The organism is Chryseobacterium sp. FW101-FHT12H09 (assembly GCF_058790395.1).
Genome location: NZ_JBYTCP010000002.1, coordinates 203,971 through 216,609, shown reverse-complemented (window position 1 = coordinate 216,609; position 12,639 = coordinate 203,971). Strand labels below are relative to the sequence as shown.

Annotated in this window: 12 protein-coding genes; 8 read left to right on the top strand and 4 right to left on the bottom strand. The window is 34.1% G+C overall.

Annotation, left to right across the window (positions count from 1 at the left end; genetic code table 11):
• Window positions 1-18: 18 nt before the first annotated feature.
• On the bottom strand, window positions 19-459 hold the full coding sequence (locus AC3WRL_RS06645; protein ID WP_261510371.1) for a DUF6646 family protein: 441 nt from the start codon (window positions 457-459) through the stop codon (window positions 19-21).
• Window positions 460-563: 104 nt separating this feature from the next.
• On the opposite strand from AC3WRL_RS06645, the gene AC3WRL_RS06640 reads away from it, so the two are divergent.
• Window positions 564-1,316: a nitrilase-related carbon-nitrogen hydrolase gene (locus AC3WRL_RS06640; protein ID WP_492329981.1), complete on the top strand. Its 753-nt coding sequence runs from the start codon at window positions 564-566 to the stop codon at window positions 1,314-1,316.
• Window positions 1,317-1,352: 36 nt separating this feature from the next.
• Here AC3WRL_RS06640 and AC3WRL_RS06635 read toward each other — a convergent pair whose 3' ends face one another.
• From AC3WRL_RS06635 to AC3WRL_RS06625, 3 genes are all read right to left on the bottom strand, one after another.
• Window positions 1,353-1,652, bottom strand: a complete 300-nt coding sequence (locus AC3WRL_RS06635) for a thioredoxin family protein (protein WP_261510369.1) — start codon at window positions 1,650-1,652, stop codon at window positions 1,353-1,355.
• Window positions 1,653-1,725: 73 nt separating this feature from the next.
• Window positions 1,726-2,103 carry a rhodanese-like domain-containing protein gene (locus AC3WRL_RS06630; RefSeq protein ID WP_492329980.1) on the bottom strand — a complete coding sequence of 126 codons (378 nt, stop codon included), beginning with the start codon at window positions 2,101-2,103 and terminating at the stop codon, window positions 1,726-1,728.
• Complete coding sequence (locus AC3WRL_RS06625) at window positions 2,093-3,520, bottom strand: MBL fold metallo-hydrolase (RefSeq protein WP_492329979.1); 1,428 nt, start codon at window positions 3,518-3,520, stop codon at window positions 2,093-2,095. Before AC3WRL_RS06625 ends, AC3WRL_RS06630 begins: the two co-directional genes overlap by 11 nt.
• Before the next feature lie 372 nt (window positions 3,521-3,892).
• On the opposite strand from AC3WRL_RS06625, the gene AC3WRL_RS06620 reads away from it, so the two are divergent.
• The 7 genes from AC3WRL_RS06620 (at window position 3,893) to AC3WRL_RS06590 (ending at window position 12,588) form a co-directional block, all read left to right on the top strand.
• Window positions 3,893-5,419 (top strand): DUF853 domain-containing protein, encoded by a 1,527-nt coding sequence (locus tag AC3WRL_RS06620; protein ID WP_261510366.1) that lies wholly within the window; start codon window positions 3,893-3,895, stop codon window positions 5,417-5,419.
• A 28-nt stretch (window positions 5,420-5,447) separates the two neighbouring features.
• Window positions 5,448-5,810 carry a hypothetical protein gene (locus AC3WRL_RS06615; RefSeq protein WP_261510365.1) on the top strand — a complete coding sequence of 121 codons (363 nt, stop codon included), beginning with the start codon at window positions 5,448-5,450 and terminating at the stop codon, window positions 5,808-5,810.
• Window positions 5,811-7,034 carry a 3'-5' exonuclease gene (locus AC3WRL_RS06610; RefSeq protein WP_261510364.1) on the top strand — a complete coding sequence of 408 codons (1,224 nt, stop codon included), beginning with the start codon at window positions 5,811-5,813 and terminating at the stop codon, window positions 7,032-7,034.
• A 235-nt stretch (window positions 7,035-7,269) separates the two neighbouring features.
• Window positions 7,270-8,469 carry a diaminopimelate decarboxylase gene (lysA, locus tag AC3WRL_RS06605; protein WP_261510363.1) on the top strand — a complete coding sequence of 400 codons (1,200 nt, stop codon included), beginning with the start codon at window positions 7,270-7,272 and terminating at the stop codon, window positions 8,467-8,469.
• A 206-nt stretch (window positions 8,470-8,675) separates the two neighbouring features.
• The gene (locus tag AC3WRL_RS06600) at window positions 8,676-10,409 is read left to right on the top strand and encodes a thiamine pyrophosphate-dependent enzyme (RefSeq protein WP_261510362.1); all 1,734 of its coding nucleotides are present in this window, start codon (window positions 8,676-8,678) and stop codon (window positions 10,407-10,409) included.
• A 243-nt stretch (window positions 10,410-10,652) separates the two neighbouring features.
• Window positions 10,653-12,089, top strand: coding sequence for a tRNA (N6-isopentenyl adenosine(37)-C2)-methylthiotransferase MiaB (gene miaB / locus AC3WRL_RS06595; RefSeq protein WP_492329978.1), 1,437 nt, complete (start codon window positions 10,653-10,655; stop codon window positions 12,087-12,089).
• A 67-nt stretch (window positions 12,090-12,156) separates the two neighbouring features.
• On the top strand, window positions 12,157-12,588 hold the full coding sequence (locus AC3WRL_RS06590) for a hypothetical protein (RefSeq protein WP_261510360.1): 432 nt from the start codon (window positions 12,157-12,159) through the stop codon (window positions 12,586-12,588).
• Window positions 12,589-12,639 lie beyond the last annotated feature (51 nt).

Genomic DNA, 12,639 nt, shown 5'->3' with positions numbered 1-12,639 from the left:
CATATAATAAGACTTGTTTTATAAATTTAGAGAAACACCCAGACTGCCATTGTTTCCTACTTCGGCAAATACCCCGATTTTCTCAGTGAAAAAGTATCGCGCACCAATATGAGCCCCTATTCCAAAATCCTTTCCAAGAACACCCAGATCAACACCAGGATAGATGTCCAGTTTTTCAGGTAGCTGTAGAGCTTCTTTTAAATGGAAATTGACTCTTCCAAAAATGAAAACCCTGTTATCATTGTCATTGTTTTTATATCCGCTAAAGTAACCATTTAAACCCGCTCCTACTGATACAAGCTTATTAAGCCCATAATCATAGGTTCCGGTAATTCCTGTTCCATATCCCCAGGCACTGAAACCAAGCTGTATCTTTTGGTCTCCCTTTCCTGTCCATGCCTGAGCATTTACAGCAGTTCCCAAAAAGACAAGCATAAACATAAAAATCAATTTCTTCATAAATTCTAAACTTTTAATTGTGACTAATAAGAATTATCCGCTGCAAAAATAGAACCGAAATTAATTAAAAATCGTATTTTTATACAAGATTTTGAATGATTTTTATGAAAGTTATAGGGTTAAATTTAGATATTATCTGGAAAAATAAGAAAAGTAATTTTCAATTAATAGAAGAGCAGCTAAACAATCAGGAAGCCGATATTTTTTTATTGCCTGAAATGTTTTCAACTGGTTTTTGTATGGATGCTTCTGAAGTTTCAGATCGTAATGAAGAGTCATTAGAGTTTTTGAAAAAGATTTCGAAAGAAAAAAATTCTGCGTTTTGTGGAAGTGCTCCGGTAGAGCAGGGTGGAAATTTTTATAATAGAATGTTTTTTGTGCAGCCGGATTCATCCGTCATTTTTTATGATAAAAGGCATTTGTTCTCTTTCTCAGGGGAAGACAAAGTATACTCGCCAGGAAAAGAAAGGGTAATTGTTGAGTATAAGGGGATTCGATTTTTGTTACAGGTTTGTTATGATCTTCGTTTTCCTGTTTTTGCAAGAAATAATAATGATTATGATGCGATCTTATATGTTGCCAATTGGCCGGAAAAAAGAGTGGGTGCTTGGGAGCATCTTTTAAAAGCCCGTGCAATAGAGAATTTATCTTATGTTTTTGGTTTGAATAGAATTGGAACAGACGGGAATGATCTGTTTTATAAGGAAAGTTCACATTGTTTTTTTGCTGACGGAAAAGAGATTTCTCAAAAAAATGGTAACATTGTTTCTGCGGAATTAAATATAGAAGAACTAAAGGATTTTAGAAATCATTTCCAGTTTTTAAATGATAGGGATGATTTTTCAATTCAAATCTAATTTGTTAAATAAAAAAACTGTGAGGTTATCACAGTTTTATTCATATTGTTTTAAAAGTTGGGTCAATGTATTGACATCGTGAACGCCACTTTCTTTCCAAAGAAGCTCTCCTTCTTTAAATATGGCTAAAGTGGGAACACCACGCACTCCGTATTGCGAAGCAATAGCAGGATATTGATCTACATCTACTTTGATGATTCTTGCTCCTTCACCTACATTTTCTTTTACTGTGGTTAAGACCGAAGACTGCACTTTACAAGGCTGACACCATGTAGCGAAAAAATCAATCAATACGGGTCTTTCGGAATTAATGAGTTCTTGAAATTTTTGTGACATAGTTTTGGTTTTTAATTTTAAACTAATAATATGTTTGAAGGCATATAGCTCTTCATGATTCTATTCAAATTTATTATTTTGCGGTTGATTTCTCATCCTGAATAGCTTTTACATTTTTCCAGCTTGTTCCATCATATGCATCCACACCATTTTTCTTTAAAATTTCAATGGCCTGATCAGCCTGTATTCCTTTATTACAAAAGACAACTACTTTTTTACCTTTTAAAGAATCAATATTATTCTGAATTTCAGTTAATGGAATATTGATTGCATTTCTTGCCGTGCCTTCTTTATATTGTTCGGGAACTCTCACATCCACTAAAGTAACATCTGTACTGTTAATAACTTCTTTAATGTTGATAGTAGAGTTGTTTTGTGTAAGAGTAGCTGTTTTACATGAACTTACGATCAGTGATACAGCCATGGCATATCCCAAAAACTTACTTCTCATTCCCTTCTTTATAATGTTTAGACTGACAAACGAAATCTGAAGTAGGTAATTTTTCAGTTTTTTTAATTCCATTAAAGCCCCCTTCTATTTCTGTGAAGTTTCTGATTCCGTGTGAGTTGAGAATGCTTGCGGCAATCATGCTTCTGTATCCTCCTGCGCAATGAAGGAAAAAATGTTCGGAATCATCAATTGAGCTTACCCAGTCACTTATGTTATCTAATGGTTTACTAAACGCGTTATCTATATGTTCTGCTGAATATTCAGTCAGTTTTCTAACATCAATTACAGTAGACTCCTCATTAAATTGTTCTACAAATTCAGAAGGTGAAATTCTTTTAATTTCATCGGTTTCTTTATTTGCATTCTGCCATGATTTAAAACCTCCTTCTAAGTATCCTAAGACATTATCAAATCCAACTCTGCTTAATCTGGTGATCACCTCCTCTTCAGTCCCTTCATCGGTAATCAGTAATAACGGATGTTTTACATCTACGATCAGAGTTCCTACCCAAGGAGCAAAATCTCCTTTCAAACCTATGTTTATTGAATTTGGAATAAATCCCTTGTGAAAATCAGCAGCACCTCTGGTGTCTAAAATTAAGGCTCCTGAATCTTCTGCGAAAGTTTCGAAATCTTCTACAGGAATAGGATTGAGGCCTTTATCCATAACGGTATCGATGCTTTCATAGCCCTTTTTGTTTAAGGCAACATTCATCCCGAAATATTTTGGTGGTGCAGTTAAACCATCCAGAACTTCTTTAATGAAAGATTCTTTATCAGGCTGATTTAAAGCATAATTTGTTCTTTTTTGATTTCCAAGAGTATCCACTGTTTCTTTCTGCATATTTTTACCACAGGCAGAACCTGCTCCATGTGCCGGATAAACAGTAATAGAGTCATCTAAAGGAATGATTTTACTATGAAGGCTTTCATATAGAATTCCTGCAAGATCTTCCTGGGTAAGATTGGTTGCCTTTTGAGCAAGATCAGGTCTGCCAACATCTCCTAAAAATAAGGTGTCACCAGTAAAAATTGCTTTTTCAGTACCCTCTTCATCTATTAAAAGATAGGTCGTGCTTTCCATGGTATGACCAGGAGTATGTAAAACCTTTATTTTTATTTTTCCAATTTCAAAAATCTGATGGTCTTCAGCTATTAATGCTTCGAATTCAGGATTGGCAGTAGGTCCGTAAATAATAGGAGCACCCGTCTTTTTACTTAAATCTAAATGTCCCGAAACAAAATCTGCATGGAAATGAGTTTCAAAAATATATTTTAAAGTAACATCGTCTTTTTCAAGGCGATCCAAGTATGGTTTTACCTCTCGTAGAGGATCTATAATTGCAGCTTCGTTTTCTGATACAATATAATAGGCTCCCTGAGCCAGACAGCCCGTATATATTTGTTCAACTTTCATTGGCTCTGTTTTAAATTTTAGATAAAGATACAAAGTATTAGATGAATTGTAAACGAAATGTTAAATCTGAATGATAGTTTCTTTCAATTTAAATGGTTTCAGGTGCTGGTAGAGAACGAAAGTTGTTTATTTTCAAACAGAAAGGATTCAGTATAAAAATACCAAATTAGTAGACTGTTTTTTGTCATGTTTAAATTTAAAAAACAAAAATAATTACGTAGGAGAATTTGATTGTAAGGATCTTATGTTTATAAAGGACAATTATAATTGTATTGATTAAAAATAGTATGGATAAAGAAGTTCTTAAGAATACAATAATAATGACTCAATATTTTGCAAAAAATTTTATATTTATAAGTTAAAAAAAATCAAATGGCAGATAAAAAACAATTTATTGACGAATTAAGTGCAAGATACACTCCGAAAGGAGATCATATAATATTAGGAAAAGGAATGTTAGATGGGGAAGTGGTTACAGAAGTTAATGTGACAATTCCTCTGAAAACAATAAACCGACATGGGCTTATTGCTGGAGCGACAGGAACAGGAAAGACCAAAACGCTGCAGGTTTTTGCTGAACAGCTATCTCATGCAGGAATCCCATCTTTAGTTTTAGATATTAAGGGTGATTTTTCTGGAATAGCGGAAGCTGGTGAAATGAATTCTATTATAGAAGAAAGATACGCAAAAACTCAACTTCCTTACAATCCGCAGGCATTCCCGGTAGAACTGATGAGTATTTCTGGTGGCCAAGGGGTGAAATTAAGGGCAACAGTAACTGAATTTGGACCGGTATTATTAAGCAAGATTTTAGAATTAAATGATACACAACAGAGTATCATGTCGATTGTATTTAAATATTGTGATGATAAAGGACTTCCTTTAATTGATCTTAATGACCTGAAGAAAGTTTTACAATATGTGACTGATAATGCTCAAGGTAAAGCAGAAATGTCAGCAAATTATGGTTCGATAGCATCGGCATCTTTGGGTACTATTCTACGATCGATAGTTGCTTTGGAACAGCAAGGAGCAGCAAGTTTTTTTGGAGAATTGAGTTTTGATGTTCAGGATCTGCTTGAAACAAGGGATGGAAAAGGAGTAGTAAATATTTTAAGAGTTGCAGATATTCAAAACAAACCACAACTGTTTTCAACCTTCATGCTTTCTCTTTTTGCGGAGATCTATATGACGTTTCCTGAAGAAGGGGATAGTGGTAAGCCAAAATTGGTTTTATTTATTGATGAAGCCCATTTAATTTTCAATGAAGCTTCTAAAGCATTGCTTTCACAAATTGAAACAATGGTAAAATTAATTCGTTCAAAAGGTGTGGGAATTTATTTTATCACACAAATTCCGGGAGATGTTCCTGAAAATGTTCTTTCTCAATTAGGATTGAAAATCCAGCATGCATTAAGAGGTTTTACAGCAAAAGATAAAAAAGAAATTTCAAAAGCTGTTGAAAATTATCCTACAACAGAATTTTATAATGCTTCAAGTTTAATTCAGAATTTGGGAATTGGAGAAGCTTTTGTAACTGCATTGGACGAAAAGGGAATTCCTACACCTTTGGTGCATACGTACTTAATTTCTCCTGAGTCCAGAATGGATGTTTTAAACGATGCTGAGGTTTCGGAGCTTACGGGAAAATCGGCCTTAGTTGCTAAATATCAAGAAGATATAAATAAAGAATCAGCCTATGAGATGCTGACCAACAGAATGGAACAAGCAGCTCAAAATCCATTACCAACCCAAAAAGCAAGACCGGTAAAAGAAGAGCCAGGTATGTTTGAGCAGGTTTTACAGAGTAAAGCAGGAAGAACATTCACCTCTACTTTAATGAGGGAAGGAGCGAAAGCTGTGCTGGGAATGTTTGGACTGGGTGGAAGAAAAAGATAAAGAGAAGTAATTTCAAACTCTAATAACCATGAAAAATTTATCATCATTTTATTTTATTGGACTTGCGGTTCTTAATCTGATTATGGATGTTATTAATAGTCACTTTGTTTTTTTTGATGTAATTTTTATTATTTTAGCAGGATTGCCTTTATTGATCAATAGAAAGTGGGTCTATCAATTGTTTGGAGGAACGGTATCTCTTATAAGTTTATACATTCTTTTTGCTGTTTTTATTTCGACAGTTAAAGACGTTCAAACTGAGCAGTTACAACCACTGTGGACTTATGGCATGGGTTATGTACTAGGTCTCCTAACATTGAGTTTCGGACTCATAATGACTGGTATTATTAACGGCAGTCAGAAAAAAAATATTATTATAACATCAAGTTAAATGTATTCGATTATAGATATAGAAAGTAATGGTGCAGGTTATAGACATGAATGCATTATAGATATTGCCATCTACAGATATGATGGACAAAAAATCGTTGACCAATTCATTTCATTGGTTAACCCTGAAAGTGATATAACACCTTTTGTGCAAAAATTGACCAGTATTACACCTAATATGGTCAAAACAGCTCCGAAATTTCATGAAATAGCAAAAAGAGTAATCGAAATTACCCAGAATACTACTTTGGTTGGTCATAATATAGATTTTGACTACAGAATGTTACGTCAATCGTTTAAAGGTCTTGGTTATGATTTTAAAATCAATACTTTAGATACCATTCCACTGGCTAAAAAACTAATTCCAAACGAGGTAAGTTATTCGTTGGGTAAACTGGTGAAATCTTTGGGAATTCCCTTAACAAATCACCATAGGGCAGATGGAGATGCACGTGCAACTTTAGAATTGTTTAGACTTCTGGTTTCAAAAGATACCGAGAATGAGATTATTCAAAAGCAGCATGATGAAAGCAACGCTAAAACTTATATAAATAAAATCAAACTGTTAACACAGGATCTACCTAACGAAAAAGGATTTGTCTATTTTCAGAATGGGGATGGAAGAATTATTTTGTCTGAGTATGTTCAGGATATCAATAAGTTTTCGAAGAAAGTTTTTAATTCAAAATCAAAAAAGTGGGAATCTGTACAAAGAGACGTTGAACAGATTAATTTTGAATTAACAGGAAATGATATTATTGCAAGGCTGATCTTAAACTCAAAAAAAATAAAGAAAAGAGAAGCATTGCCTTTTGGTCTCTATGTAAGAAATAACAAATACATTGTTGAAAAGAATACTTTGAACAAAGAAGATAGACCAATATTAAAATTTAGATCCTTTACGCAAGGAGCTAAAGCAATTCAGTTTATTGGTACTCAAAGGGAATATGATGATGTGAGTTTTTTCAAGAATAAGATTGATTTCAGAAAACGCAACGAACTTTGGTTAGGTTCTGGAAGAAAATTAGGAGAAAAATTATTCCTTATCATTGAAAACGGGAAAGTTATTTCTTATGGTTTTTATGAGCTATTTACGCAGATCCAGACGCTAAGCAGACTTTCCAAACTTAAAATAGATTTGCCTTTATCTGCGGTTGATTTAAATAATGACTTACAATTAGCACTTCTTCGCGGTGATTTTGAGACATTACCATTGCCGAAATGATAAAAAAGAAGAGGATGCTTTTCAAATCAATTTTCTTAAAATAAAAAATAAGTAGTATTTTTACAAAAAATAAAAAGAAGCAATGCAATACTTTAAACAAATAAAAACTGGAAAAAAGGGAACTGTAAAGTTTTCTAAGGTTTGGAATATTTAAAAGAGTTGTCTTGCATAAAAATAATTAATGTGGCAGACTCTTGAGCAAAGAATCTGCCTTTTTTTATGTTAAAATTAAATTATGAATTCAAAAGAATTATTAAAGATTGCCAATGAATATGGCACGCCGGTGTATGTTTATGATGCTGAATCTATCAAAACGCAATACGAGAAACTTACATCTTCTTTTTTAAAACACACAAAGTTCTTTTATGCTGCCAAGGCGTTAACTAATATCAATATTTTAAAGTATGTCAAGAACTTGGGTGCTTCTTTGGATTGTGTATCTATTAATGAAGTAAAGCTTGGCTTAAAAGCAGGATTTACAAAAGAAAAAATCTTATTTACTCCCAATTGTGTTGATCTTGCTGAAATTGAAGAGGCAATGCTGCATGGGGTTCATATCAATATTGATAATATCTCTATTCTTGAGCAGTTTGGCAACAAATACGGAAACACTTACCCAATTCTTGTAAGAATCAACCCTCATATTTTTGCAGGAGGGAATTATAAAATATCGACAGGACATATCGATAGTAAATTCGGTATTTCCATTCATCAGGTGCGTCACATCGAAAGGGTAATGAAAAGCACCAATCTTAATGTAGAAGGCCTTCACATGCACACAGGAAGTGAGATCAAGGATCCAGATGTTTTCTTACAGGCGCTAGATATTATGTTAGAGCTTTCTGAGCATTTTCCTAACTTAAAGTATCTTGATATGGGAAGTGGTTTCAAGATTCCGTATCAGGAGAGTGAAATGGAAACTGATGTAAAAACATTAGGTAAAAAAGTTGAGAAAGTGATTTCTGAATTTTCTAAAAATACAGGTAAGAAGTTTGAATTATGGTTTGAGCCTGGAAAATTTCTGGTTGGAAAAAGCGGATACCTTTTAGTGAAAGCTAATGTCATCAAGCAAACAACAGCTACGGTTTTTGTTGGAGTGAATTCTGGATTCAATCATTTAATACGTCCTATGTTTTATGATTCTTACCATACGATCGAAAACTTATCAAACCAAAAAGGACCGGAAAGAATTTATACTGTGGTAGGAAATATCTGTGAGACTGATACTTTTGCCTGGGACAGAAAATTAAATGAAGTAAAAGAAGGAGATATTCTTGCCTTCCACACTGCAGGGGCATACGGATTTGAAATGAGTTCTAATTTCAATTCCAGATTGAAGCCTGCAGAGGTGTTATTCTTAGATGGAAAGGCTCATCTCATTCGTAAGAGAGATGAGTTCGAGGATTTATTGAGAAATCAGATTGAAGTGATCTAATCGAAATATTAATTACTCTGCAAGAAATTGCGGAGTATTTTTTTGATGTTAATTAAAGAAAATTAACAAGCCATTTGAATGGGAATCCTAAAATAAATAATTAAATTTGATAGGATATGAATTTTCAAATATTGAAAAAAGGCTTAGTCAGTCGATATCCATTTCTATATTTCCAGATATAAAAAACGATCACAAAAATATTAATTATGGCAAAGAATATAGCAGAGCAAATTGTTGAAATGCTTGAAAGCGCAAATGTAAAAAGGATTTATGCAGTAACAGGTGACAGCCTTAATCATTTAAATGCTGCAGTAAAAAAAAGCAGTATCAAATGGATCCATGTTCGACATGAGGAAGTCGGAGCTTATGCGGCGGCGGCGGAAGCAGAGCTGGATGGCTTTGCGGTATGTGCCGGAAGCAGTGGTCCTGGCCATGTTCATCTTATCAATGGAGTATATGAAGCACATCGGTCCCATGTTCCTATGTTGGTTATTGCCTCTACAATTCCAAGTGATGAGATGGGGACAGATTACTTCCAGGAAACAAACACGATAAAATTATTTGATGATTGCAGCTATTACAATCAAATGATTACAAGACCTGAACAGGTTCAGAGAACTGTTCAAACGGCAATTCAGCATGCAATATCTAAAAAAGGGGTAGCTGTTATTGGTCTTCCTGGCGATGTCTCAGAAATGAATGCAGAAGAGGGAACAACATCCACTCAAATATTCAAAACAAATCCAATCGTTCGTCCTTCAGATGAAGAATTAACTCATTTAGCAAAGATCATCAATGAAAGTGAGAAGGTAACCATCTATTGTGGGATTGGAGCCGAAAATGCCAATCCTGAAGTGGTAGGATTATCAAAATTTTTAAAGGCACCTGTAGGATATTCATTTAGAGGTAAGATGGCTATTCAGCCTAATAATCCCAATGAAGTTGGTCTGACAGGTTTATTAGGTTTTCCTTCAGCTTATCATGCAATGCACGATGCCGATCTTGTTATTCTTTTAGGGACTGATTTTCCTTACCAGAAATTTATGCCGGTAAAAAATAAAATTGTTCAGATTGATGAAAGTCCTGAGAGATTAGGGAGAAGAGCCAAGCTGGAACTTGGATTAACGGGAGATGTAAGAGAAACAATTAAAGCATTATTACCTTTATTAAAAGAAAAGACAGATGCTCATTTCTTAAATCAGCAAATTGAGTTTTATGGAAAAGTAAAAGAAAATCAGCTTGCTTATGTAAAGGATTTTGGAAAAGAGGATGCTATTCAACCGGAATACGTGGCACATACTTTAGATCGTATCGCCAAGAAAGATGCTATTTTTACGGTAGATACAGGAATGTGTTGTGTTTGGGGAGCTAGATTTATAACAGGAACCGGGGAGCGCAAAATGTTAGGCTCCTTTAATCATGGCTCGATGGCGAATGCAATGCCGATGGCTATTGGTGCTTCACTGGCTTATCCCGATCGACAGGTGATCGCGATGTGTGGAGATGGAGGATTATCGATGCTATTGGGTGATATGGCAACTATTTTTCAATATAAACTTCCTGTGAAACTAATCGTTTTCAATAACCGGACTTTAGGTATGGTAAAATTGGAAATGGAAGTTGGTGGAATGCCGGATAATGAAACGGATATGATTAATCCTGATTTTGCGATGGTGGCCCAGGCAATGGGGTATCCGGGAAAAAATGTTCATAAGCCTGAAGAAGTAGAAGCGGCTATTGAAGAATGCTTGAATTACAATGGTCCCTATCTTCTCAATATTTTTACAAATCCAAATGCTCTGGCGTTACCTCCAAAAATAGATTTTGATCAGGTAATAGGAATGACTAAATCTATGGCACAGCTTATGTTAGGTGGAAAAATGGAAGAGGTTTTGGAAACGGTGAAGAGTAATTACAAACATATTAAGGGATTGTTGTAAAAGAAGTGCGGGTTGAAATTTAAAATTACTTGGGAACTTCATGTAAAATGTGAAGTTTCTTTGTTTATAGGATTTAATGTAATGCTACACTTATTTTAAGTTTTGGAGTCCTTAAATAATTCGGCCATTCTGTCACAATATTTTGTATCTTTGCAAATTAATTATTTAAAGTTTAGCGTTTAAAATTCAAAGTTGTGAATAGAACGCTTGAAACTTTGTAATTTAAAACTTAAATTGATTATCGTGCAGGAAAAATATATAGACGAAACAAAACAGGGAGAAGCTTTTGCTATTGCTGAAAGAGACGGGAATTCTAAAAAATTGTTTTTGGAAAGCTACGGCTGTCAGATGAATTTCTCTGATTCTGAAATTGTTGCTTCTATTCTAAATGATCAAGGTTATAATACAACATTGAAAGTAGAAGAAGCTGATTTAATCCTTTTAAATACTTGCTCCATTCGTGAGAAAGCTGAACAAACTGTAAGAATGCGTCTTGCTCAGTTCAAAAATCTTAAAAAAGAAAGACCTCATATGACTGTTGGGGTTTTAGGATGTATGGCGGAGAGATTAAAGACCAAATTTCTGGAAGAGGAACAACTAGTGGATCTGGTTGTTGGTCCGGATGCTTATAGAGACTTACCCAACTTACTAAAGGAAACAGAGGATGGTAGAGATGCTATTAATGTTATACTTTCCAAAGAAGAAACGTATGCGGATATCAACCCGGTTCGGTTAGGTGGAAATGGTGTTACTGCCTTTGTTACCATAACAAGAGGTTGCGATAATATGTGTACTTTCTGTGTCGTTCCTTTTACAAGAGGACGAGAAAGAAGTCGTGATCCACATTCAATTCTTGAAGAATGTAAAAACCTTTGGAATAGTGGATATAAAGAAATTACTCTTTTAGGGCAAAACGTTGACTCTTATCTTTGGTATGGTGGAGGACCTAAGAAAGATTTTGCTAAAGCTTCTGAAATGCAGAAAGCTACAGCAGTTGATTTCGCTCAGTTACTTGATCAGGTCGCTAAAGCTGTTCCTCAAATGAGAATAAGATTCTCAACATCCAATCCTCAGGATATGAGCCTGAATGTATTCAGAGTTATGGCGAAGCATGATAATATTTGCAAATATGTTCACCTTCCGGTTCAAAGTGGAAGCAATAAGATGTTGGCAGCAATGAACAGACAACATACCCGTGAAGAATATTTAGAGCTGATTAAAAAAGCTAAAGAAATAGTTCCCGACATCTCTTTTTCTCAGGATATGATCATTGGTTTCTGCAACGAGACAGAAGAAGATCATCAGGATACTTTAAGTCTGATGAAAGAAGTAGAATATGATTACGGTTATATGTTTGCTTATTCAGAAAGGCCGGGAACACCAGCGCATAAAAAACTGGAGGATAATATTCCTGCAGATGTTAAACAAAGACGTTTAGCAGAAGTAATCGCTTTACAGGGAGACCTTTCCAGACAGCGTATGAAGACTTATGTTGGAAGAGTTCATCAGATTTTAATTGAAGGAATTTCTAAAAAGAATAAAAATCAGTGGAAAGGAAGGAATTCTCAAAATGCTGTTTGTGTGTTTGATATGCTGGAAGGACAAAAAATGGGTGACATTGTGGATGTTTTTGTTTTTGACAATACACAAGGCACACTTTTAGGGGAAACGGTAAAGTAGAACGTTCTTTCAAGAAAAAGAATCATTATAATAAAATAAATTATCATCAATAAACTTAAATTAGACAATGGAGAAATTTCATAAATATTGCCTGAGTGTTTTATTGGTTATAATTTGCAGCAATATTTCAGCACAAAATACTAATGATCTTGCAGGAAATGATGATTACAAAACGCTTTGTGAATTATACAGCAAGTTTCTAAGCTCTGGTGACAGCAAAGAAGTTCCTGAATTTTCTTTAAATAAAAAGATTACTCATTTTAATACAATAAATCAAAAGCAAAACGCTGGCGATATTATTGAATCTATATCTGTTAAACAACAGAGTTTCGGATTTTATTATAAGCTTGGAACTAATGGTTTAAAGAGCGGAAAATATGATAAGATCTTAGATAATTATAAGAACAAAGAAAAAGAATGTGATTTTATTGAAACAATATCTTTTAAAAATAAAGTTTCAAAAATCCGAAATAAAGATTATTTGGATTTGATAAGTTAGAATTAAGAATTTAAAACAACTATTTAAACAAATTAATGAGGTCTACTGTAA